29 protein-coding genes are annotated in these 23425 nt (G+C 49.4%); 24 read left to right on the top strand and 5 right to left on the bottom strand.

Features of this window, described 5'->3' with window-relative positions; translation table 11 throughout:
* Window positions 1–47: 47 nt before the first annotated feature.
* The 3 genes from AC0IXI_RS15775 to AC0IXI_RS15765 all read left to right on the top strand — a co-directional run bounded on the left by AC0IXI_RS15775 (window position 48) and on the right by AC0IXI_RS15765 (window position 1958).
* Complete coding sequence (locus tag AC0IXI_RS15775) at window positions 48–785, top strand: phosphatase (RefSeq protein ID WP_064517761.1); 738 nt, start codon at window positions 48–50, stop codon at window positions 783–785.
* Window positions 786–821: 36 nt separating this feature from the next.
* Complete coding sequence (locus AC0IXI_RS15770; RefSeq protein WP_064517763.1) at window positions 822–1376, top strand: TorD/DmsD family molecular chaperone; 555 nt, start codon at window positions 822–824, stop codon at window positions 1374–1376.
* Between the two features lie 102 nt (window positions 1377–1478).
* Complete coding sequence (locus tag AC0IXI_RS15765) at window positions 1479–1958, top strand: DUF1097 domain-containing protein (RefSeq protein ID WP_064517764.1); 480 nt, start codon at window positions 1479–1481, stop codon at window positions 1956–1958.
* Window positions 1959–2002: 44 nt separating this feature from the next.
* Here the strand turns inward: AC0IXI_RS15765 and csgG are convergent, their stop codons facing one another.
* From csgG to csgD, 4 genes are read right to left on the bottom strand one after another with little or no spacing between them, the layout of a single operon-like run.
* Window positions 2003–2836, bottom strand: a complete 834-nt coding sequence (gene csgG, locus AC0IXI_RS15760) for a curli production assembly/transport protein CsgG (RefSeq protein WP_154149421.1) — start codon at window positions 2834–2836, stop codon at window positions 2003–2005.
* 40 nt (window positions 2837–2876) lie between these two features.
* Window positions 2877–3290: a curli production assembly/transport protein CsgF gene (csgF, locus tag AC0IXI_RS15755; RefSeq protein ID WP_064517768.1), complete on the bottom strand. Its 414-nt coding sequence runs from the start codon at window positions 3288–3290 to the stop codon at window positions 2877–2879.
* A 9-nt stretch (window positions 3291–3299) separates the two neighbouring features.
* Window positions 3300–3689, bottom strand: coding sequence for a curli production assembly/transport protein CsgE (gene csgE, locus AC0IXI_RS15750; protein WP_064517770.1), 390 nt, complete (start codon window positions 3687–3689; stop codon window positions 3300–3302).
* Between the two features lie 4 nt (window positions 3690–3693).
* On the bottom strand, window positions 3694–4359 hold the full coding sequence (gene csgD / locus AC0IXI_RS15745) for a biofilm master transcriptional regulator CsgD (protein ID WP_064517772.1): 666 nt from the start codon (window positions 4357–4359) through the stop codon (window positions 3694–3696).
* A gap of 781 nt (window positions 4360–5140) precedes the next feature.
* Here csgD and csgB point away from each other — a divergent pair.
* The 21 genes from csgB to AC0IXI_RS15640 all read left to right on the top strand — a co-directional run bounded on the left by csgB (window position 5141) and on the right by AC0IXI_RS15640 (window position 21120).
* A complete protein-coding gene (gene csgB / locus AC0IXI_RS15740; protein ID WP_064517776.1) occupies window positions 5141–5596 on the top strand; it encodes a curli minor subunit CsgB in 456 nt (151 codons plus the stop codon).
* A 48-nt stretch (window positions 5597–5644) separates the two neighbouring features.
* Window positions 5645–6028 (top strand): curli major subunit CsgA, encoded by a 384-nt coding sequence (locus AC0IXI_RS15735; RefSeq protein ID WP_471682747.1) that lies wholly within the window; start codon window positions 5645–5647, stop codon window positions 6026–6028.
* Window positions 6029–6091: 63 nt separating this feature from the next.
* Entirely contained in the window at window positions 6092–6421 is a 330-nt protein-coding gene (gene csgC / locus AC0IXI_RS15730) for a curli assembly chaperone CsgC (RefSeq protein WP_134183502.1), read from the top strand.
* A 112-nt stretch (window positions 6422–6533) separates the two neighbouring features.
* Window positions 6534–6845: a hypothetical protein gene (locus tag AC0IXI_RS15725; protein ID WP_413497838.1), complete on the top strand. Its 312-nt coding sequence runs from the start codon at window positions 6534–6536 to the stop codon at window positions 6843–6845.
* Window positions 6846–7061: 216 nt separating this feature from the next.
* Window positions 7062–7784 carry a beta-ketoacyl synthase chain length factor gene (locus tag AC0IXI_RS15720; RefSeq protein WP_471682746.1) on the top strand — a complete coding sequence of 241 codons (723 nt, stop codon included), beginning with the start codon at window positions 7062–7064 and terminating at the stop codon, window positions 7782–7784.
* Complete coding sequence (locus AC0IXI_RS15715; RefSeq protein ID WP_413497836.1) at window positions 7784–8554, top strand: lysophospholipid acyltransferase family protein; 771 nt, start codon at window positions 7784–7786, stop codon at window positions 8552–8554. Before AC0IXI_RS15720 ends, AC0IXI_RS15715 begins: the two co-directional genes overlap by 1 nt.
* Window positions 8555–8592: 38 nt before the next feature.
* On the top strand, window positions 8593–8865 hold the full coding sequence (locus tag AC0IXI_RS15710; protein WP_064517787.1) for a phosphopantetheine-binding protein: 273 nt from the start codon (window positions 8593–8595) through the stop codon (window positions 8863–8865).
* A 19-nt stretch (window positions 8866–8884) separates the two neighbouring features.
* On the top strand, window positions 8885–9133 hold the full coding sequence (locus AC0IXI_RS15705; protein WP_424222818.1) for an acyl carrier protein: 249 nt from the start codon (window positions 8885–8887) through the stop codon (window positions 9131–9133).
* Between the two features lie 3 nt (window positions 9134–9136).
* On the top strand, window positions 9137–9706 hold the full coding sequence (locus AC0IXI_RS15700; protein ID WP_471682745.1) for a COG4648 family protein: 570 nt from the start codon (window positions 9137–9139) through the stop codon (window positions 9704–9706).
* Complete coding sequence (locus tag AC0IXI_RS15695) at window positions 9699–11015, top strand: AMP-binding protein (RefSeq protein WP_471682744.1); 1317 nt, start codon at window positions 9699–9701, stop codon at window positions 11013–11015. Before AC0IXI_RS15700 ends, AC0IXI_RS15695 begins: the two co-directional genes overlap by 8 nt.
* On the top strand, window positions 11002–11352 hold the full coding sequence (locus tag AC0IXI_RS15690) for an ApeI family dehydratase (protein ID WP_471682743.1): 351 nt from the start codon (window positions 11002–11004) through the stop codon (window positions 11350–11352). The genes AC0IXI_RS15695 and AC0IXI_RS15690 overlap by 14 nt, the downstream gene beginning before the upstream one ends.
* Entirely contained in the window at window positions 11343–13037 is a 1695-nt protein-coding gene (locus AC0IXI_RS15685; protein ID WP_471682742.1) for a glycosyltransferase family 2 protein, read from the top strand. Before AC0IXI_RS15690 ends, AC0IXI_RS15685 begins: the two co-directional genes overlap by 10 nt.
* On the top strand, window positions 13031–13456 hold the full coding sequence (locus AC0IXI_RS15680) for an acyl-CoA thioesterase (RefSeq protein WP_064517797.1): 426 nt from the start codon (window positions 13031–13033) through the stop codon (window positions 13454–13456). Before AC0IXI_RS15685 ends, AC0IXI_RS15680 begins: the two co-directional genes overlap by 7 nt.
* Window positions 13449–14054 (top strand): outer membrane lipoprotein carrier protein LolA, encoded by a 606-nt coding sequence (locus AC0IXI_RS15675; protein ID WP_064517799.1) that lies wholly within the window; start codon window positions 13449–13451, stop codon window positions 14052–14054. Before AC0IXI_RS15680 ends, AC0IXI_RS15675 begins: the two co-directional genes overlap by 8 nt.
* Entirely contained in the window at window positions 14026–16344 is a 2319-nt protein-coding gene (locus AC0IXI_RS15670; protein WP_471682741.1) for an MMPL family transporter, read from the top strand. Before AC0IXI_RS15675 ends, AC0IXI_RS15670 begins: the two co-directional genes overlap by 29 nt.
* Window positions 16344–16919: a DUF3261 domain-containing protein gene (locus AC0IXI_RS15665; protein WP_314142667.1), complete on the top strand. Its 576-nt coding sequence runs from the start codon at window positions 16344–16346 to the stop codon at window positions 16917–16919. Before AC0IXI_RS15670 ends, AC0IXI_RS15665 begins: the two co-directional genes overlap by 1 nt.
* 2 nt (window positions 16920–16921) lie before the next feature.
* A complete protein-coding gene (locus AC0IXI_RS15660) occupies window positions 16922–18094 on the top strand; it encodes a beta-ketoacyl-[acyl-carrier-protein] synthase family protein (protein ID WP_471682740.1) in 1173 nt (390 codons plus the stop codon).
* The gene (locus AC0IXI_RS15655) at window positions 18087–18545 is read left to right on the top strand and encodes a hotdog family protein (RefSeq protein WP_154149389.1); all 459 of its coding nucleotides are present in this window, start codon (window positions 18087–18089) and stop codon (window positions 18543–18545) included. Before AC0IXI_RS15660 ends, AC0IXI_RS15655 begins: the two co-directional genes overlap by 8 nt.
* 12 nt (window positions 18546–18557) lie before the next feature.
* Window positions 18558–19289, top strand: a complete 732-nt coding sequence (locus AC0IXI_RS15650; protein ID WP_471682739.1) for a 3-ketoacyl-ACP reductase FabG2 — start codon at window positions 18558–18560, stop codon at window positions 19287–19289.
* Window positions 19286–20512, top strand: a complete 1227-nt coding sequence (locus AC0IXI_RS15645) for a beta-ketoacyl-ACP synthase (RefSeq protein WP_471682738.1) — start codon at window positions 19286–19288, stop codon at window positions 20510–20512. The genes AC0IXI_RS15650 and AC0IXI_RS15645 overlap by 4 nt, the downstream gene beginning before the upstream one ends.
* A complete protein-coding gene (locus AC0IXI_RS15640; RefSeq protein ID WP_471682737.1) occupies window positions 20506–21120 on the top strand; it encodes a 4'-phosphopantetheinyl transferase superfamily protein in 615 nt (204 codons plus the stop codon). Before AC0IXI_RS15645 ends, AC0IXI_RS15640 begins: the two co-directional genes overlap by 7 nt.
* Here the strand turns inward: AC0IXI_RS15640 and AC0IXI_RS15635 are convergent.
* On the bottom strand, window positions 21110–23413 hold the full coding sequence (locus tag AC0IXI_RS15635) for an Orn/Lys/Arg family decarboxylase (protein ID WP_410370713.1): 2304 nt from the start codon (window positions 23411–23413) through the stop codon (window positions 21110–21112). The genes AC0IXI_RS15640 and AC0IXI_RS15635 overlap by 11 nt on opposite strands.
* Between the last annotated feature and the right edge of the window lie 12 nt (window positions 23414–23425).

Genomic DNA, 23425 nt, shown 5'->3' with positions numbered 1-23425 from the left:
CGGTGATAACTGCTATCCTTGCGAGAAAGACATATAAGGAGAGAGCCATGTATCCCGTTGACCTGCATATGCACACCGTCGCCAGCACCCACGCCTATAGCACCCTTCATGACTACATTGCGATTGCTAAAAGCAAAGGTATCAAGTTGTTTGCTATCACCGATCACGGCCCGGATATGGCTGACGCGCCTCACTACTGGCACTTTGTGAATATGCGCATCTGGCCGCGAGTGGTCGATGGTGTCGGTATTTTGCGTGGTATCGAATCTAATATAAAAAATACCGCTGGTGAAATTGACTGCACCGGGCCGATGTTGGACTCACTGGATCTGATTATTGCTGGTTTCCATGAGCCTGTTTTCCCGCCTCAGGATAGTGCTACTCACACCGAAGCGATGATTGCTGCAATGGCGAGTGGCAATGTCCACATCATTAGCCATCCAGGCAACCCGAAATTCCCGGTCGATATTCCTGCTATAGCGCAGGCGGCAGCAAAATATAATGTCGCGCTGGAGCTCAATAACTCCTCATTTACTCATTCACGTAAGGGCAGCGGCCCGAACTGCCGTGCGATTGCTGCCGCAGTGCGTGATGCCGGTGGTTGGTTATCGTTGGGTTCAGATTCCCACACTGCCTTTACTCTTGGGGATTTTGATGAGTGTCGCAAAATTCTGGACGAAGTTGAGTTCCCGGAAGATCGTATTCTGAATGTTTCAGTCGCCCGTATGCTTGGCTTCCTCGAAGCTCGCGGTATGGCGCCAATCGAAGAGTTCGCCACACTTTAATTTCTGTTTTTAATCTCTACTAAATGGATCGTTAGCATGAATGAGTTTTCAATTATTTGCCGCATTTTAGGATCACTTTATTATCGTCAGCCTCAGGATCCGCTTCTGGTTCCGTTGTTGACGATGATCCGCGAAGGCAAACTAGCAGAGCACTGGCCGCTGGAGCAAGATGAGTTACTGACTCGTCTGCAACAGAGCTGCGATCCTCAACAGCTGGCTGCTGATTACAATGCGCTGTTTGTTGGTGAAGAGTGTAGTGTGCCGCCTTATCGCTCAGTATGGGAAGCTGGCAGTAATGAGGGTGATGTGCGCGAGTTTCTAAAACAGCGCGGCATGCCGCTTGCCGAAACACCTGCCGATCATTTTGGTACTTTGTTGCTGGCAGCCTCCTGGCTTGAAGACCAGTCACAGGAAGATGAGTTTGAAGCGCAAGTTCGCTTGTTTGATGACTATCTGATGCCGTGGGCTGGCACTTTCCTTGGCAAAGTCGAAGCGCATTCTACAACGCCGTTTTACCGCACACTGGCGTTAATTAGCCGTGAAGCCATTCAGGCAATGCGCGATGAACTTGAAGAATCCGACGATGAGTAATGTGATTTAAATCACATATAAAGTGCAACTTGGATTTTTGGTTTACAAAAAATGTGCGGCAGATCGTGGTCGAACGATAAGGCTCTGCTATGATGTGCCGCTATGAACATACTTATCTCTCTTGCATTGACCACCGGTATTCTCTCTGGCCTCTGGGGTTGGGTTGCGGTGAGTCTTGGTTTAATCAGTTGGGCAGGCTTCCTTGGTTGCACCGCATATTTTGCGTGTCCGCAAGGCGGTATCAAAGGTCTTTTCATTTCTGCATGCACATTATGTAGCGGCGTATTATGGGCTCAGGTCATCATTCACGGTAGCGCGGTAGCGCCTCACCTGGAGATTTTGGGCTACATGGTTACGGGTGTTGTGGCATTCCTGATGTGTATTCAGGCCAGGCATATATTGCTCTCGTTTGTGCCGGGCACATTTATTGGTGCTTGCGCGACCTTTGCAAACCAGGGTGAATGGCGGATTGTCGTGCCTTCTTTATTGCTCGGTCTGGTGTTTGGTTTTGCGATGAAAAATAGCGGACTGTGGCTTGCAGCACGGAAAACGAAGTCTGAATCTCAAGTGATAGCCGAATAAATAAAAAAACCAGCCGAGGCTGGTTTTTTATTGTCTTTTGATTATCAAGATTCAGGAGGGACGGACATCTCTCTGTATTTAGCCAGTATCGGATTGTTAATATCTTTCGGATTTTGTAGATCCCACAAGCCGCGATTAATACCATCATTAACCAGATAAATAACCCCTGTTTCTATTGCTGACATCAGACACATCATTACAGGTTCATTGGTGGTGTAGCCGATTTCACCTTCCAGTAATCGTTGATAATCAACGAAACGGAATACCCCGGCCTGTACTTCATAAGACAAAATTGTTTTGCTGGTATTGACCGATGACAATACTTCACCGGTACTAACATTTACTACTCGTAAGTTCACTGCTATTTGATCAAGCTGATATTGTGTCTCGCCACCGATACCAAAGTAGCGTGCACCAACACCGCCCGATTTCACGTTGCTTTCATAACCGATAATTGAACCTTCAACCATCACGTTTGCCGCTATTAGAGAATCTAGTGGTCTACGGTTGTTCTCTGCAACGGTGCCATTTTCCTGTGCTGCACGAATGATCTTGCGTTCGTTTAACAGGTTTTGCAGGCCCTGACGTTCCAATGGAACAAACCAGCGTGAATCTTTTAAAGCAGTAACCAACATAGAGGTTGCGCTCTGTGGTACCGCGGTTGAGAAGTTACTTGCAGGATAGGGTTTAAATTGCCCTGTTTCATCCTGAATATTATAAACCGAGACAAACAGCTTACCTTTTGTCGGTGGTAAGTGGGTTAAGTCACGGTAACTTTGTGCCCGAGGCAAAAGTGTAGGTTTCGCAGCTTCTTTAGGTGGTGCGGTTAAACAACCACTTAATAAACACACTGCTACGATGAGAAGTAAGCGCTGCATAATGTTTATCCTTAAATACTTTTTTGTCGTTTAATGCCCACTAAAAATTAGTAGCGTTGTTTTGTAATCCTGAAACATCAATTGTTGAAACCTGACCAGTTTTACGGTCAGTGACGTTAAGTCGTAACTGCCCATCAACGTTAGCAATATCTACGATAAAGTCGTTTGTGACCATCCTGCCCGGTTTCCCGGTATTTATATTGGTCAATAGCCCACCGAGTAGTTGCGACTGAATAGCGGAAGTAAAACTATCCAGTGCAGAAGGCGCGGTATAACCAAAATCGCTTGAGCTAGGGTCTTTATAGGAATTCTGAGCCTGTGCCTCATTAAGTAAAAAGGACCCATTATTGGGGTTTCCACCAAAATTAGGGTTTATAAACTGAAAAGTCATATTTCCTCCCCAGGACAAAGGGGATATCAGCAGTAAAGATAAAACTGCATGAGTGATACGCATGACAGCCTCCTAAAATTCGTCGCTGGTTAAATCACCGGTACTCAATAATGCTTTATCAATTTGCCGGCGTTTAATTGCTTCATCAGTCTGGATTAATGCAATAGTGACATTTCGGTCAAAATCACGTTTTGAGGGGAATAAAAAAGCCTGGTAGATGACATCCTGATCAACAGTAATGGTTATCCAGCTTCCCCAACGGGCACTGGGCCGCTCATTTATCGTTAAGTTTCCGGTAAAACTGCTTTCCCACTTGTCACTAAAGGCACGATAAAACTCATGCCCTACAGATGAAACGGTGTGATCCGTTAACAATCCAGGAACTTCCACTTCTACGGCGCGAGCGCCCCCGGAGGCGCAGACTAATACTGACGCCAGCAGTAAAGCAGCTTGTAATTTCATCGCCTTATCGCCTGAGATTATCGTTTGCCCAGGAAACCGCCTGAGTGCGATTTTTTACGGATATCTTTTTGAAAAGGTTATAGAGATGTGTTTTGACCGTATTTTCACTTATAAATAGCGACTGAGCGATTTCGATATTCGAGGCACCAATACGCAATTTATTAAGTATTTCCTTTTCACGGTGAGTCAGAAGGGAGGACTCAACATTATTGAAGCGATAATTCCCTGAGTGATTAATAAGATAGCTGGCTAACTTTTGCGAGAAGTAGCATTCCCCATCCATTACACCACGGATACCTTCTACCACGCGCGGTTCTTCCTCTGACATATAAAATACGCCATTAATATGTGGCCAGTTTTCTATGTCTCGGAATTGATACTCTTCAGGAGTGTTTAATAACAACAACTTAATGCTGTTATGTTTACGACTTAAGTTATCTTGCCAATAGTTAATCAGCTTTTTATCAGCCTCTACCATATCGAAAAGGACCACAACATTTCCAGCGACATCTTCAAGAGAGCGTTGAATATTATGAAGTTTCCCATTTATAGATAGTGAGGATTTTAAATGCTGTAATAACGCAGTAGCTTGTAGCGAGGGTTTTGTGATCAACAATAAACTTTGAGCACTTAACGCCTGACTATTTATTGTATGGACTTCATTAAACATGATGAAACTCCGTCCGAGTTTGCGCATCAATCAGCTGAATTAACAGAAAGTTAATTCACCAGAGGTACTGATAGGTGCTGCAGTGCTGTGTTTGAAATTAATATAACACTGTCAAATATCGTTAAGTTACGATCTGACTTAATGTGTTAAACAAAATGTTACTGCTGATTTCAATCTAGCGGTTACTAATCTTAAAGCAAGTGTTAAAGCTGTTACAAAATGTAACTGTAGATATTTAAATGTTTCTGCTTGAGATTTTTTCTATTTATTTTTAGCACTAAAGTTGTACATAAATTATAAATTGCATAGTTTTAAAAATCATACAAATAACTTTATTTCGTTGATTTGTATGGGTTATTTATTTTTTTCTTTATGCGTTTTTCAACTTAACACATGTAAATTGTTGGCATTACATTGGCAGTTGTTAGCAGTCTTAAGAAAACTCATCACCGTGACATGGGCACGCTAAAAATTGCCAAATAGCAGTCTTTCAATCCAACCAGACGGCAAATCCATGCTTGATAAATGTGATGAATTTAAAAAAACATACGCTAATTAAAATAATCGTTTTTGAACCCTTTGTTGTATTTGGGTTTTTTTATTCCACTAATACTTTGTAATGAGTGGAAATATAAAAATACAACATGCGGGTGAGATATTTTAAATGTTTCGACGGACATACTCATTTCCGTAACGCAGAGATAACATTTCTTCTCAACGTTAACGGCAAGTGTGATGAGTGAGTTTTATTAGTAGAAGTATTTAGACCCAGGGTGACAACATGAAGAACAGATCGTTACTTGTGATGTTAGCATTGTTGGGAGCGCCTGGTTATGTTCTTGCAAATAATCCCGATCTTGCCAGATCAGAATATAACTTTGCGATGAACGAATTAAGTCGAACATCGCTAAATCAGGCAGCAATTATTGGTCAGGCTGGCAATTACAATAATGTCAACGTTGACCAGCATGGAAGCAAGCAATTAGCACTGGTCTCTCAGACAGGTTCTTCTAACAGAGCTAATGTTGAACAATCAGGGAGTTATAATCTTGCTTATATCTCACAAGTTGGCAGTGCCAACGATGCGAATATTGAGCAAACAACTTCGGGTAATACTGCTTTAATTAAACAGATAGGCTCTGGTAATAAAGCAAATATTATCCAAACGGGTACTGGTTATACCGCAGTTGTAGTGCAAGTAAGGTCACAAATGGCAGTCCGTGTTGTCCAAAGATAATACACTAGCTATTTGGGCTTAAATTATCAATCCGATGGGAGTTTCACCATGAACTTTATTAAAGTAGCAGCAATCGCAGCAGCATTGGTGGTTTCGGGAAGTGCACTGGCTGGTTCAATCTATCAGGGTGGCTATGGTAGTGGTGGTAGCCATGGTAATTATGGCGATACCAATCAAGGTCTAACTGTGACTCAACTTGGTAATTTTAACGGCGCTAACGTTAACCAAAGTTCAAAATCAAGCAGCCTTGATTTACTGCAAAGCGGTAATAATAACCAGGCTAATCTTGTTCAGGCAAGTACTCGTGCCGACCTGGATGTTAAACAATACGGCAACTTTAACGGTGCCAATGTGACACAAGCTACAACTGGCGCTTCGGCAGCTGTAACTCAGTCTGGCTGGGGTAATCAGGCCAATGTCTATCAGCACTAATTGCTAAACCAGACAAAAAAAGAACAGGGCCTTTATGCCCTGTTCTTTTTATTGGGGGAAACCATGCACACATTAGTTTTATTAGTCGCGCTCAGTAATCAGCTTGCTTTCGATACTCAGCAGCAGGGAGATATGTACACCATCGTGCCTGTCGCTACGCTCACTCAAGACTGCCAGTGTTCCTACAAATTTACCGCGCTACGTTCCGGCTCAGGAGGGCAAAGCAACAGCAGCCAAAGCGGGAACATTTTTATAAAAGCGAATGAACCTGCCCGGCTTACACGGATGAGTATGAATATCTCTCCTGGAGATAATGTGACCATTACGGTGACCGTGTCGGATGGAAAAGATATTCATCTGGAAAAAGAGTGGGCTCCGCCGGGCAATGTTTAATAAATGTAGCGGTTATGTGGATTTTATTTCTTATATATACCAGGTTTTAACTGTAGCGTTCACCGTTTTGTGCCGATAACCCTCATACCACTTCAGTTGAGGAGTCCGTAGCGTGAAAACAGTAAGCTTGAGACGTTCATTTCTTTTGCCTGTTTTTGTTCTTGCTTTCCCTTTACTTAATGCTCATGCCAGTGGTGGTGTGATTCATTTTCAGGGGGCAATAGTAGAAGAAGGTTGTCGTTTATCGAATCAGGAACAATCTGTTAAATTTTCCTGTACCCAAAACGGGGAGCCAGTTGTTCAGACCATCGCACTTAATAAGCTGCATAATTATACGGCTGGTGGCGATGCTCCGTTTTCTACCAAAATGCGCTACATTGACGCGCAACATCAACTGGCAGTTCTGGAAGTCACATACCGTTAGAATCCGCGGCCTGTGATTAGCAGGCCGTTGGAATCGATGTATGAATATTTATTTCCCAGTCATTTTGATACTATTCCCCGCCGTTGATGAATTCATTGCGCGCAAAATATAAGCGGCTTAAGAAAAATCCCGTAAAATTAAGACTTATTTTATAGTCGGCATAAATTCGAAGATATATATCTGACGGGACGTCGCAGATGATTGATGGTACAGAGCATGAAGTTAGCGTTTAACGTTGTCGACTGGCAGGCCAGTGCACCAGGTTTATCTGAACATGATGCCTGGCAGGCATGGGGAAAAACCGCAGCTATTATTGATGTTTCATCCCCGCTTGCCAAAAGTCGCCATCTACCTATGATGACCGCACGCCGTCTGGCATCAGGTAGCCGTCTTGCTGTTGACTGTGCCCTTGCTATTTTGTCCCGACAAAATGTTGATGCGCTGGTCTTTTCCAGCCGCCATGGTGAGCTGGAGCGAAATTTTCGGATTTTAACTGCATTAGCGTGCGAAGAAAGTCTCTCACCAACTGATTTTGCGATGTCAGTACACAATTCAGCGGTAGGGAATACCACGATTGCGACCCAACAAGCACTGGTTTCGTCCTCTGTTTCCGCAGGCTTTGACAGTTTTGCGCAGGCATTAATCGAAGTGGCATCGCTGCATCACTGTGGGTATCAACGCGTGATGTTGGTGGATTTCGATGGGCTGATTCCTGATTTTTATCACTCTCATCTTCCAGGTGAGACGGTCAGCATGCCATTTGCGGTGGCACTGTTGCTGGAAGCTGGATCGCAGATCCAGTGTGAAACAACACCGAGCCAAACCCCTGGTGCGCAAGGTTTACCGCAGGGGCTGGCATTTTTGCACGGCTGGCTCAGTGGCGAGCAGACATTCACTCTTCTTGGTGAACGGCTGTGCTGGCGTTGGAGTCGTCATTAATGTGGGGGCGCATAGAGTGGTGCTGGCGCGTGCTGATGACCGGTTGGTTGTTCATTCTATTTGGTAGCGGTGGCCTGGTATTGTCACTGGTATGGTTTAACTTGTTGTTACTGTTTGTTCGCGATAATGGCAAACGCCGTCAGATTGCTCGCCGTAGCATCTCCGCCAGTTTCCGGCTATTTTTACGCATCGGACGCGGGCTGGGCGTGTTTGATTATCGCTTCGAAAATTGCGCGCAATTAGCAAACGACCATGGATGCTTGATAGTCGCTAACCACCCGACGCTGCTCGATTACGTGTTTATTGCTTCTCAGGCACCGCATATTGGTTGCCTGGTGAAAGCAAGCCTGGTGAACAATCCCTGTTTTCGCGGCGTGATTAAAGCCGCGGACTATCTGGTTAATAGTCAGGGCGAAACATTACTTCCTGAAAGCCAGAAACGCATAGCGGCAGGGGAGGCGATTCTGATTTTCCCGGAAGGGACGCGTACCCGTCCGGGTGAACCGCTGGTTATCCAGCGAGGTGCTGCGAATATTGCTGTGCGTTGTAGATGTGAATTGCGTTTGGTGCATATTCACTGTGACCAGCGTTATCTGGACAAACACAGCCGCTGGTACCAAATACCCCAGCGCAAGCCGATGATTACTGTGAGTGTCAAACAGCGGATCGACAGCCAAAGCTTTATGGCAAATCAAGACGATGCCCCCACGATTGCGGCGCGCCGTCTTAGCCAATATTTAAGTCAGGAATTGGTTCCTGACCCTTTTTAAAAGTCTACTCAGATAGACTCTAAGACTCGGATGGTGATATGCAATCTCTAGAGACCGATATTAAACAACTCATTATCGACACCCTGAATCTCGAAGAGATAAGTGTCGATGAGATTGAAAGTGAGGCTGCGTTATTTGGTAACGACGGCCTTGGCCTTGATTCCATCGATGCTCTGGAATTGGGTCTGGCGGTTAAAAAACGTTATGGTGTGGTGTTATCCGCAGAAAACGAAACGATGCGTGAACATTTTTACTCGGTCGCGAATCTGGCCGCATTTATTAATAGTCAAAACCCTGCGCACAGCGCCTGATTGAAACCACGAGTACGCTATGAATAAAGAAGATATTTATCAGGAAGTCACCGGGTTACTGGTTAAGTTATTTGAACTCTCTCCTGAGCAAATTACCCCGCAATCTCGTCTTTACGAAGATTTGGATCTCGATAGTATCGATGCGGTAGATATGGTTGTGCATCTGCAAAAACGCACCGGTAAAAAAATCAAAGCGGAAGATTTCAAAACGGTTCGTACCGTACAGGATGTCGTAGACGCAGTTGAGCGTCTGCATAGCGGGTCTTAAAGCGTGCTGGCAAAACGTGCGCTAAGTATTGTCGGAGGGCTAGCCGTAATAGGTTGGCCCTTTGCCGTCTGGTTAGCCCTTTCGTATCCAAAATTACATATTTTGCTGCCTATTCTGGCGTTGTGCTTTGTACTGCGCTTGTGCGCATTGCGTGGCAAAACGGGTGCTTTGAGTCGTGCGTTCAAAGGGCTTGCCATTGCGGGGGCGGTGTTATCTATTGCCAGTATTTGGATGCGTGAAGCACAGCTGTTGTTGTGGTATCCGGTGGTGGTCAATGTGGTGATGCTGGCACTATTTGGTGCCTCACTGTGGAGTAGCCAGCCTTTGATTGAACGCCTGGCTCGTTGGCGTGAAGGGGATCTACCGGCTGCAGGTGTGCGATATACCCGTCGCGTGACGCAAGTGTGGTGCATTTTCTTTATCCTGAATGGCAGCATGGCACTATTCACCTGCCTTGCGGGTAACATTCACTGGTGGACATTGTGGAATGGAATGGCGAGTTACCTGCTGATGGGGGCGTTATTTGCCGGTGAATGGTTGGTGAGGCAGCGGGTGAAACGTCGCTATGAATAATCCTTTACCTCTGAAGCTGTGGCTAAGCGGTCGCCATCCGCAACATATTGTGGCGTTTGAAGGGCCGCAGCTTCGGACGCAGGCCGATTTAATCAATGATGTTCAGCGTATCTATGGCTGGCTAAAAACGCAGCCTGGCGATCGCTGGGCGCTTTGCCTTGATAACAGCTACGCCTTTATTACCGCGCTTTTGGCGACACTGCATGCGGGTAAAACACCTGTGATCCCTGGACATTGCCGGGAAGCACAGCTTCGCGAACAGCAAATGCATTTTTGCGGCGTCATTAGCGATGTGCCACTCAACCTCAGCTGTCCGGTGATAAACCCGCAAACCCTGGCGTATCCGGCAGTCCAACCCTTTGAACCGGTTCCTGTCGATGCTGGTGTGGTGCTATTTACCTCGGGGTCTACTGGTGAGCCTGCGCAGATTTTTAAAACGCTACAAGCGTTGGATGAAGAGATCGCCTGGCTTGCGGCATTGTGGGGCGAACAGATCCGCGATTGTCGCGTGGTGGGCTCGGTGTCACACCAGCATCTCTATGGTTTTACTTTCCGTGTGATGCTGCCAATGGCGCTTGGTCTTGCCGGTGATGCTGCAATGATTCACTTCCCTGAGCAACTGGTGGCGCATTCGACCCATCCTTTATTGTTTATCAGCAGTCCGGCATTTTTAAAACGCCTTGATGCGAACCTCCCGGCTCCGACTTTTAAAAGCGTGATTTCTGCCGCCGGGAAACTCGATGACGATACCGCGCAAAATGCGCGAGCATGGCTTAAAACACCGGTATCAGAAATTTATGGCACCACCGAAACGGGTGTGCTGGCGTGGCGGCAACATTCGCAAATCTCGCCCGAATGGCAGCCCTTCCCGGAAGTGCGTTTTACCCCGCAGGGTGATGGCTGGCAGATTGAGTCAGCATTGATTCATCACCGATGCGTGCAGTTAGACGATATTCTCGAATTTAGCCCGCAGGGAAGTTTTCGCTTATTAGGTCGCCGCGATCGCATTGTAAAAATCGAAGAAAAGCGCATTTCACTGAGTGAAATTGAACGCCGATTACTGGCGCTCCCCGGTATTGAGGATGCCGCTGTCGTTCCCATTGTGCGCGGTAACCGAATTGCGCTGGGGGCGGTGGTGGTTGCTTGTGAACAAACGGCTAATAAACAATTCTGGCGTGAAGCACTCCGCGCCTGGCTTGAGCCAATAGCCATTCCGCGTTATTGGCGCGTCGTCGAGCTTATTCCACACAATAGCCAAGGCAAGCGTGCGTGGGTGCAATTACAGGAGTTATTTGATGAAACCCGTTGAGTTACAGCTCTCGCAACCCGAAGCAGGAAAACTGTGCCTACGTTTAGCTGTTCCGGCAACGGTAGGCTGGTTCTCTGGCCATTTTCCCACTCAACCTTTATTACCTGGCGTGGCGCAGCTCGATTGGGTCATGGCTTATGGAGCTACACTTGCACCGGGAATGCGCTTCTGTTCGATTGATAGCGTTAAATTCCAACGCCCGATTGTTCCGGGAAGCGAACTTGAGCTGAATCTGCAATGGGATGCTACGCGCTGTGTGTTGAGTTTCACTTATACCCTTTTAAACGAAGAGGGCGGTGTTGCTGCCAGCAGTGGGAAAATTAAGCTATGTCCATAACGGCCACGGCTTTTCGCCCTTGTGTGGTGATCCCATGTTATAACCACGGCGCGACAATGGCGGTGGTGCTGAAACGTCTGCAACCTTTTGCACTGCCGGTGATTATTGTTGATGACGGTAGTGATGCTGCTACAAAGCAGGAACTGGCACAGTTAACCGGCGTCACCCTTATCCATTTGGAAACCAATCGGGGAAAAGGGGAGGCAGTCATTACCGGCCTTAAAGCGGCGTCACAGGCAGGGTTTAGCCATGCTATTCAACTTGATGCTGACGGGCAGCACTGCATTGAAGATGTCCCTCGTTTTTTAGATGAAGCGCGCAAGCATCCTGATTGCCTGATTTCTGGAATGCCGGAATACGATGATTCTGTTCCAAAATCGCGTCTTTACGGGCGCTATGTCACGCACGTTTGGGTGTGGATTGAAACTCTGTCACTGTCTTTAAAAGACAGCATGTGTGGTTTCCGTGTTTATCCGTTGGCGGCAACGCTTGCGGTTATTGCGAAACATTCCCCAGGTAAACGAATGGATTTCGATACCGAAATTATGGTGCGTTTATATTGGGCTGGGACCAACAGCCATTTTTTGCGCACGCGAGTGATTTATCCAGTAGATGGCCTGTCGCACTTTGACGCACTTCGCGACAATCTGCGCATCTCGTGGATGCATACGCGACTCTTCTTCGGCATGTTACCGCGCATTCCGGCATTACTCTCGCGTCGTCGAAAGAGCGCTCATTGGGCGCAAGTGCCAGAACGTAAGGGGCTGGCGGGAATGCGCTTAATGCTGAATATCTACCAACGTCTGGGGCGGCGAGCATTTAACGCATTGCTCTATCCGGTGGTGGCGTGGATGTGGTTAACCGGCGGCACGCAGCGAAAGGCATCACAGCAGTGGCTAGCTCAGGTTCGTCAACAGGCACAATGCCTGGGCGTTACACTGCCAGCCGGGTTAAACAGCTATCGCCACTTCTTACGCTTTGGCGATGCAATGCTAAACAAAATTGCTGCCTGGCGCGGCGACATTCTCTGGGGGCGTGATATCGAATTTGCCCCCGGCAGCCGTGAAGTTTTACAACCGCAGGCCGGGGAGGGGAAGTTAATCCTCGCCGCACATCTGGGTGATATCGAAGCCAGCCGCGCACTGGCTCAGGTTGAGGCCGGGCTTGTGATTAATGCGCTCGTCTTCACCGATAACGCTCAACGCTTTCGTCAGATTATTGAAGAAATTGCTCCACAGGCCAGTGTGAATCTGCTGCCGGTTAGCCATATTGGCCCGGAAACTGCCATGCTTTTACAAGAAAAACTCGATGCCGGAGAGTGGGTGGCGATCGTCGGTGATCGGGTTGCTGTTAATACGCAACGTGGCGGCGAACGGCGCGTATGCTGGAGCCAGTTTATGGGCAACCTGGCCCCTTTCCCGCAAGGGCCGTTTATTCTTGCCGCCGCATTACGATGCCCGGTCATTTTGATGATGGTTTTGCGTGAACAGGGCAAACTGCGCATTCATGCTGAGAACTTTGCCGATCCTTTGGTGTTGCCACGTGCAACTCGGCAACAAGCACTACAAGAACATATTGATAATTACGCGCGCCGTCTGGAGTGTTATGCACTGCGTTCGCCGCTCGATTGGTTTAATTTTTATGATTTCTGGCAATTACCTCCAGAAAAGGAGTCCGGATGTTAAATGACCCACGTTTTACTGTGGAGGTCAGCATCAAAGTCCCATTCCATGATGTCGATGCGATGGGAGTTGTGTGGCATGGCAACTATTTCCGCTACTTTGAGGTGGCGCGCGAAGCATTGCTCAACCAATTTGATTATGGCTATCGTGCCATGAGTGAGTCTGGCTTTGTCTGGCCGGTTGTCGACACTCGAGTTAAATACCGTGATACGGTGAAATTTGAACAACAGATTCTGGTGCGCGCAACGGTACTCGAGTATGAAAACCGCCTAAAAATTGGCTATGAAATTGTTGATGCCCAAACGGGCAAACGCGCTACTTCGGGTTACACCATCCAGGTTGCCGTTGAGGCAACAAGCGGAGAACTTTGTTTCGTCTCCCCTCAGATACTTTTTGAACGCATGGGCTTGAGTCATGAATAAGATTATTTTAATGGCCTTGCTGTGTATCAGCTTTATGGCGAACGCAATTACCCTCGATGACGTGCAACGTAGCTTTGCATCGCAGCCGGTGGTGCGGGCTAAATTCCAGCAAGATCGTCAAATTAGTGGGATGGCGCAACCGCTGCATTCCAGCGGTGAAGTGTTGATCGCTAAAAGCAAAGGCTTGTGGTGGCAGCAACAACATCCATTCCCGATGACGCTGGTGCTTGATGATAGCCATATGGTGCAGGTAATGGGCAGTCAGGCCCCGCAAATCATTACCGCAGACAGCAACCCGCAAATGTTCCAGTTCAATCATTTGCTACGCGCTCTATTCCAGGCCGACCGTAAAGTGCTTGATGAAAACTTCTCCAGCGCTTTTACCGACCAGGGCAATGGCAAATGGCAACTGGTCTTAACGCCGACTACGACCCCGCTCGATAAGCTGTTTAGTACGATTACCCTGGAAGGCGATAAGTACCTTAATCGCATTGCGTTGAATGATTTGCAGGGCGATTTTACGGAAATCACCTTTAGCGACCACCGACTAAATCCACGAAAATTGACTCATGAAGAGCAGCAGCGCTTCGCTTTCTAATATGCATCGTCGTCTGGCATGGGGTTGGCTTGCGATAGTCACTGTGCTGGTGGTGTTGCTCGCAACGTTGTTGCCAAAGGCACGGCTCGACAGCAGTGTGCTGTCCCTGCTGCCTGCCAGCAGCCTCGGTAAAGTTCCGCCACAAATCGAGAACGGTTTTTTGCAACGTCTCGATAGACAAATGATGTGGATGGTCAGCCCCGGCAATCAACCCGATCCAGCTGCCGCGCAATGGTGGCAAACGCAACTGCAACAGCAGCCATTCCTTGCGGGTGTGCAGGGGCCGATGGATGCAAAGGGCCAGCAGGAGTGGGGGAAATTCTACTTCGAGCATCGCAACGGCCTGGTTGATAACCAAACTCGCGGTCGTTTACAAAATGGTGGCGAAGCCCAGGCTCAGTGGGTGTTGTCGCAACTTTACTCGGCGTTTTCTGGCGTCAGTGGTAAAGAGCTGACAAACGATCCGCTGATGCTGGTGCGTGGGTCACAACTGGCGCTGCAACAAACGGCCAGTCAGATGCGATTGATGAACGGCTGGCTGGTGGCACGTGATAAACAAGGACGTTACTGGTATTTGCTACACGGTGAACTAAAAGGTTCATCGTTTGATATGCAGCAGGGGCGCGAAGCGGTTGAGCAACTGCAAGCCTTGAAGCAAAACCTGAAACAGCACTTCCCGCAGGCTGAAGTGATGTCGCGTGGCACACTTTTCTACAGTGATTACGCAAGTCAGCAGGCAAAGCATGATGTTTCAACGCTTGGCCTGGCGACGGTGATTGGCGTGTTGCTACTGGTGCTTGCGGTGTTTCGCTCGGTACGGCCTATACTGTTGTGTGCCACATCGGTTGCTATCGGAGCACTGGCAGGCACCGCTATCACACTACTTTGCTTTGGTGAACTGCACCTGATGACGCTTGTTATGAGCATGAGCATCGTTGGTGTTTCGGCCGATTACACGCTCTATTATCTCACTGAACGCATGGTGCATGGCCGAGAAAACTCGCCCATCACGAGTTTACGCAAAGTGCTTCCTGCTTTACTGCTGGCGCTGGCGACAACCGCTATTGCTTACCTGATTATGATCCTCGCGCCGTTCCCCGGCATTCGCCAACTCGCCGTCTTTGCCGCCAGTGGTTTAATTGCCTCCTGCCTGACGGTCGTGTGCTGGTACCCGTTTGCGGTGCGCGGCTTGCCGGTTAGGGCTGTGCCTTGTAGCCGGTTACTTACTGCCTGGCTTGATGCATGGCAGAACAAAAAAGCAGTGCGCGTTGGCGTGCCGCTCGCCTTGTTGGTGGTTAGCCTCACAGGAATTGCCTCCTTAAAAATCAATGACGATATCGCCAGTTTCCAGGCATTGCCGCAGGATTTGGTAAGTGAAGAGCAGGCTATTACCGCTTTAACCGGGCAGGGTATGGACCAGAAATGGTTCGTGGTTTATGGCGATACCGCCGAGCAAACGCTGCAACGCCTGGAAAAACTGGCTCCTGAACTTGCAGAGGCTAAAAAGCAAAAAGCTATCGAGAGCTATCGCCTGATTCCTTTAGCCTCTCTTGAGCAGCAACAGGCGGATTTGCTTCTGCTGCGCGAAGCCGCCCCTATATTGCAAAAACGTCTTGCCGAAAGCGGCATTCCGGTGACTGCACCCAATTTACAGCAGATGGCAGTGACTCCGGATCTTTGGCAAAAAAGCGTGATTAGTAGCGGCTGGCGCTTGTTGTGGTTATCGCTGCCTGACGGTAAAAGCGGCGCGCTAGTGCCGGTAAATGGCGTTCACAATAGTGAATTACTTGCCAACATTGCTGCAAAGTTGCCTGGCGTAAGTTGGGTCGACAGAAAAGTGATGTTTAATGAATTATTCAGCCACTTCCGTAGTTTGTTAACTATTTTACTGGCTGCGGCAGTCGTGGCGATTGCCATCAGCTATGTGCTGCGACTCGGTGTAAAACGCGGGTTATTAAGTGTTGTACCTTCGCTGTTATCGCTAGGTTGTGGGCTTGCAGCACTCGCCTTCAGTGGACATACATTAAACCTGTTCTCACTATTGGCGCTGGTATTAGTCCTCGGGATTGGCATCAATTACACGCTGTTCTTTAGTAACCCACGCGGCACCCCGTTGACGTCGCTTCTGGCAATAAGTGTGGCATTGCTGACCACACTCTTCACATTAGGCATGTTGGTCTTTAGCCAGACACAAGCCATCGCAAGCTTTGGCATTGTGCTCAGTTGCGGCATCTTCTGTGCATTCCTGACAGCCCCCTTAGCCCTACCTACTCAGGGAAAGAGAGAATAATGAAAATACTACCTACACTGGCATTGTTGCTTGGCTCCTTATTATTGAGTGCGTGCAGCACAACAAAACCAGATAGCTCAAGGCCGCAGGCCTGGTTAAAAGCCGGCACTTTAGTGACGTTGCCCCCGCCTGGGATTTCGCCGTCAATTACCCAACAACAATTGCTGACTGCGCAAGTAAAAGGCAAAACCCAATCGTTGATGGTGTTGCTCAATGCCGACCAGCAGAAAATCATGCTGGCTGGTTTGTCGCCGTTAGGGATTCGTTTATTCCGCCTGACCTATGACAGTCAGGGCGTGAAAACCGAGCAGTCTATGACGTTGCCAGAATTGCCTCCAGCAAGTCAGGTTCTTGCCGATATTATGTTGAGCTACTGGCCGATAAGCGCCTGGCAGCCGCAGTTACCTAAAGGCTGGACATTAAAAGATATCGATTCCCGCCGCGAACTACGAGATGACCAGGGGGAGTTGATTGAGACAATCCATTATTTGATGCGTAACGGCAGTCGTCAGCCGGTGAGCGTGCACCACCATCGTTTCGGTTATGTCATCAGTATTCAGCATCTGGACAGCTAATTATGATTACTCTATCTGCTGCCGGAATGGTCAACGCGTTGGGTAACAACCTTGACGAAATCGCAGCAAATTTGCAGGCCAACACGGCACCAGGTATGGGGCCAGATACCGATGGCTGGTTGCAGCAGGGCGAATGTTGGGTCGGGCGTGTTTGTGGCGAATTACCAGAAATAGCGCCAGAAATGGCGCAGTACAACAGCCGAAATAACCGTCTGTTATTGGCTGCTCTGGCGCAAATTCGCCCGCAGGTGGATGACGCCATTGCACGATATGGAAACGAGCGCGTGGCAGTCGTGCTGGGGACCAGCACTTCAGGGCTTGATGAAGGTGACCGTATGGTCAGCGGCAGCCACGAAGGTTCTCCTCCCGCTTCTTATTATTACGGCCAGCAAGAGCTTGGCGATCCCTCACGTTTTCTGAGCGACTATTTGCAACTGTTTGGTCCGGCGTTGACGATTTCAACCGCCTGTTCTTCCAGCGCGCGAGCAATGATCACCGGTAAAAGGCTGATTGAGTCGGGAATGGTGGATGCTGCGATTGTGGGTGGCGCAGATACCCTCAGCCGTATGCCTATCAACGGTTTCAATAGCCTGGAGTCACTAAGTAACGTGCGCTGCAAGCCGTTTAGCGCCGAGCGCAACGGCATTACCATTGGTGAAGCCGGTGCATTGATCTTACTCACCAAAGAGCCGGGTAAAGTCTGTTTACTGGGAGTGGGTGAATCGTCTGATGCCTGGCATATGTCGGCTCCACATCCGGAAGGTCTTGGGGCTATTCGCGCAATTGAAATGGCGCTGCGTGAGGCCAGAATCGGGGCGCATGATATTGGCTATATTAATATGCACGGCACTGCCACGCGTCTGAATGACGAAATCGAGGCGAAAGTGGTGAATCAACTTTTTGGCGAAAGCGTGCCAGCCAGTTCCACTAAGCACCTTACCGGGCATACGCTAGGCGCTGCGGGTGCTTGTGAAGCCGTGCTGTGTTATTTGCTGTTAGAGCGCGACTTACTGCTGCCTGCACAAGATTTCACTGACGCGCATCAAGACATGAGCCTTGCGCCCTGTGGTCTACTCACCGCGCCAAAACCATTCCTCAAACCGATAATGCTATCGAACTCATTTGCTTTTGGCGGCAATAATGCTTGCCTGATTTTTGGAGTTTCTCATGACTGATTTTCTTGCCCCACAACACTACTTGCCGCACGAAGCACCAATGTGCTTGCTTGAATCGGTAGTGGCGGTGGAACAAGAAAGTGCGCATTGTCGGGTCACGGTGAGCAACCCTGGTGTACTTGCACCTTTTCTTGATGCCGAAGGCAATTTACCGGGCTGGTTTGCTATCGAACTGATTGCCCAGACGGTCGGCGTGTGGTCAGGCTGGCATGCGAAAAAAAACGGTGAGGAAGAAAGCCTGGTTGGAATGCTGCTGGGTGGGCGTGGAATACGCTGCCAGGCAGGCGTTTTCCCACAAGGTGCGTTACTGGAATGTCATGTCACGCTGCTGATGCGTGATGAAAAGATTGGTAGTTTCGAAGGACAAATTCTCGCGGACGGCAACGTACTGGCGAGCGGGCGAGTTAATACATATCAGCCTGATAATAATGAATTAAAACAATTATTTTGATGGGATAGCAAGATGACACAGACGGTATTAGTAACCGGCGCCAGCAAGGGGATTGGCAAGGCGATTGCTCTGGGGCTTGCCGCCGACGGATTTGCGGTGGTGGTGCATTACCATCGTGACGAAGCGGGTGCCCAGCATACGCTTGAGCAAATTACGGCTCAGGGCGGAAAAGGGCGCGTGATGCAGTTTGATAGCTCAGACCGTAGCCAATGCCGCAGCGTCCTTGAGGCTGATATCGAAACCCACGGTGCATATTGGGGGGTGGTCAATAATGCGGGTATGACTCGTGATGGCGCATTCCCGGCGTTAAGCGATGAAGACTGGGACTGTGTGATTCGTACCAATCTCGACAGCTTTTACAATGTGATACAACCGTGCGTCATGCCGATGATTGGCCTGCGTAAAGGCGGGCGAATTATTACACTTTCTTCGGTTTCTGGCCTGATGGGTAACCGCGGGCAAGTGAACTACAGCGCGGCAAAAGCGGGCATTATTGGTGCCACGAAAGCGCTGGCGATAGAACTGGCAAAGCGCAAAATCACCGTAAACTGTATTGCTCCGGGTTTGATTGATACCGGCATGATTGAGATGGAAGAGGCGGCGCTTACTGAAGCAATGCGTATGATTCCATTGCAACGTATGGGCCAACCCGAAGAAGTGGCGGGGCTTGCGCGTTACCTGATGTCACCTGTTGCGGGCTACGTTACGCGCCAGGTTATCTCCATCAATGGAGGTATGTTGTGATTCGCCGTGTGGTAGTGACCGGAATGGGTGGCGTGACGGCATTTGGCACTAACTGGCAGGATGTAGCAGCGGGCTTGAAGTCTGGTAAAAACGCGGTCCGTCATATGCCAGAGTGGCAGGTTTACGATGGGCTGAACACCATGCTCGGTGCGCCGGTCGATAATTTTACTTTACCGGAGCACTACACGCGAAAGCGTATACGGGCGATGGGGCGCGTTTCGCTGCTGGCGACCAGGGCCACGGAACTTGCGCTAATTCAGGCGGGTTTGCTCGACGACCCTATTCTTACCAGTGGCGAAACTGGTATTGCCTACGGTTCTTCGACCGGAAGCACCGGGCCGGTGAGCGAGTTCGCTACCATGCTCACTGAAAAACATACCCGTAATATTACCGGCACCACTTATGTGCAGATGATGCCACATACCGCGGCGGTCAATACCGGATTGTTTTTTGGCTTGCGTGGACGGGTGATCCCAACCTCCAGTGCTTGCACGTCAGGTAGTCAGGCGATTGGTTATGCCTGGGAAGCGATTCGCCATGGTTACCAGACAGTGATGGTTGCGGGGGGAGCAGAAGAGTTATGTCCTTCGGAAGCGGCGGTATTTGATACGCTTTTTGCCACCAGCCAGCGTAACGATCGGCCAAAGAGCACACCGTCGCCGTTTGATAAACAACGAGATGGGCTAGTAATTGGTGAAGGTGCGGGGACATTGATCCTTGAAGATCTCGATCATGCCCTGGCACGTGGTGCGACAATCTATGCTGAAATTGTCGGTTTTCATACCAATTGTGATGCAGCACATATCACGCAGCCGCAGAAAGAAACCATGCAAATCTGTATCGAGCGCGGCCTGGTTTCCGCTGGGCTTGAGGCTCGCGACATTGGGTACATTAACGCTCATGGCACCGCAACCGATCGTGGTGACATTGCGGAAAGTCACGCTACAGCGGCAATTTTTGGTGCCAATACGCCTATATCTTCACTGAAAAGTTATTTGGGCCATACGCTCGGTGCATGTGGTGCGCTGGAAGCGTGGATGAGTATCGAGATGATGCGTGAAGGTTGGTTTGCCGAAACACTCAACTTGACTGAACCTGATGAGGCGTGCGGCGAGCTCGATTACATCATGGGTGGAGCGCGCAAAATCGACACTGAGTTTGTGCAGAGCAATAATTTCGCCTTTGGTGGAATTAACACTTCACTGGTGATGCGCCGTTGGTAGTCAACGGCTATCACCTGGCATTTGCCGATGCGGCGTGTTTAGCGGGTGATGTACTCGCTACACGCTGGCTGTCACCTGAATTGCTGGAAGAGTCACCCGTGGGGTTACGCCGCGCAGAATGGCTGGCTGCCAGAATTTTGCTGGCGATGCTGCTCAATGACGGCCCGTTACCGAAATTAGAGCGGGGCGCTCACGGCAAACCGTTTCATCCGGCACTGCCTGCTTTTAATATCAGTAACACGGGTTCATCTGTTGCGGTGCTGGTGGGTGAAGGGGATGTGGGTTGCGATATTGAGTTCATTCGCCCGCGTGCGCGTTTTATGGCGATTGCCCGGCATAGTTTTGGTGCGCCACTTTGTGATTGGTTAGAATCGTTGCCTGAAGATGAAAAAATGGTGGCGTTCTGGCGTTTGTGGACGGCGCACGAGGCGGTGCTTAAGCAGCGTGGAGGAACGGTCTGGCAAATGAATCAGCTCAATTTACCGCTGGAGTCACTTTGCCCACCAGACCGATATCTTCATCATGTTTGCGTCGAAAACCGGCTGATCGCGTGTTGCGGCGAGCAGCCGTTTCCTGATAGTTTTGCACCCGTGATGATTATTGTTTAAGCGCCCAGATGTGATAAACCCCATCAATCAATTCGGCGCCCTCTAGTTCTTTCTCAAAACCTGGGAATTTCTCTCCCCACTGGGCAATACTGCGAATGTATTTCAGCCACGGGCCGTCCGCTGCGCCAAAGCTTTCACCAGGCATCACAATCGGAATGCCCGGAGGGTAGGGAATCACCCCGACGGCAGAAATACGGTTCGGTAATTGGTCGATAGGTAAATGGTCTGCTTTGCCTGCCATATGTTGTTGGAAGGCAATGCGCGGGCGTTTTGCCGGAACGGGAATATTGCCAAATGCCTCTGCCTGCAGTTTGTCCATCTGGCTGGTTTTCATGTAGTTAAACATCTCATCGCACAGATCTTTTAGCCCCATACCGGCATAGCGCGCGGCGTCGGCACTGATAAGATCGGGCAAGCAGCGTTTGAGCTGCGTGTTGTTGTCGTAGTCATCTTTAAACTCCAGCAACACGTTAATCAGCGTGCCCCATTTGCCTTTTGTTACGCCGATTGAGAACAGGCATAGCACCATAAAATCGGTGGTACGCGAGGGGACGATCCCACGCTCGCCAAGGTAGGCGGTCACCATCGCGGCGGGAATACCTGACTCAAGCAAGTTGCCATCATCCCCCATCCCGGGAGCAAGGATCCCGGCTTTGATCGGATCAAGTAAACACCACTCATCTTCCAGTTGTTCAAAACCGTGCCATTTATCGCCAGGCTTCAGTGTCCAACAGGCGGGATCGGTGGTGAGTTGCTCACGTGAGGCTTGAACAAACGGCACTTCAGCACCGGATGCATCGGTAATGGTTGGTGCATTCCACGGTGTGAAGAACCACTCGCCTTTTTTAGCAAACGCAGCATGCACTTTCGCCAGTGCAAGACGGAAATCCACCGCCTCAACGATCACTTCCTGGGTCAACGCTTCACCCTGGCCGCCATCCATCATCGCAGCACCAATTTCGTTGGAGGCGATAATCGCATACAGCGGCGAAGTGGTGGCTTGCAGCATATATGACTCGTTAAACCGCGAATGCTCGACGGGCTTTTTGCCGTTGCGAATATGGATGTATGAGGCTTGCGACAGTGCTGCCAATAGTTTGTGTGTTGAATGAGTAGCAAAAACTGTTGGCCCATTGCGGTCGAAGTCTTTCGGATCGCCACGCATGGCGAAGCGACCTTTGTACATCGGATTGAAGCGGGCGTAGGCATACCATGCTTCGTCGAAGTGAATCTGGTCAACGCTTTGCGCCAGCAACTCCTGCGCCGCTTCGGCGTGATAACACATACCGTCATAAGTACAGTTAGTCACCACGGCGTAGACGGGTTTATCGCTCACTACTTCATGCTTAAGTGGGTTGGCATCAATGGCTGCACGAATGCTTTCTGGCGTGAACTGGCGCTTAGGAATCGGCCCGATAATGCCAAAACGGTTGCGCGTCGGCACGAAATAGACCGGCAGCGCTCCCGTCATCACTAACCCTTGTTCGATGGACTTATGGCAGTTGCGATCGCACAGCGCAATCTCCAGCTCGCCAACTACCGCCTGCATAATGGCGCGGTTAGAACCTGAGGTGCCATTCAACACCGAATAGCTTTGATGTGCACCAAACACCTCGGCTGCGTAAGTTTCTGAGGCTTTAATTGGCCCGCTGTGGTCCAGCAGCGAACCCATGGCTGCACGTTCAATACCGGTATCTGTGCGGAACAAGTTCTCCCCGAAGAAATCGAGAAACTCTCGACCAACCGCTGATTTAGTAAAAGCCACACCACCCTGATGCCCCGGCGCCGCCCACGAGTATTCCGGGTTTTCCAATGTGTAATTAAACAGTGCGCGGGTGAAAGGTGGGAGCAGTTGCTCGTAATAACGCTGGATCAACGAACGTGCACGGGCGGCAATAAATTCGGCAGTATCTTCGTGCATCCAGACGAACTCATTCACCAGCCGCATGGAATCGAGCGTTAATGTATCGACGCAAGAGTGCTCGGCCATTAACAGCACTGGCACACTCTTATTGCGGCGGCGAATAGTTTGCAACAACGAGAAAGCCTGGCTGTGGGATTCGTCGTCATTGCCGCCCGAAGTCCAGTCAACAAAGATGCAGCACAGTGAGGCATCGGAGGTGACCGTTGCGATACCATCTTCAAATGTTGCCGCTGAAATCACGGCAAAGTTGTTCTCTTCCAGGGCCTCAATTAGCTCTGCCACTGCGCGCCCGTTGGCGGTGTTAACGTCCTGAATACTGCTATCGACCACCAGAATTTTACGTTTTTGATGCGTGCCTAAATCAAGCATAGCGCTCTCCAG

The organism is Buttiauxella sp. AC038 (assembly GCF_979253565.1).
This window is presented reverse-complemented; position numbering and strand designations above follow the sequence as displayed.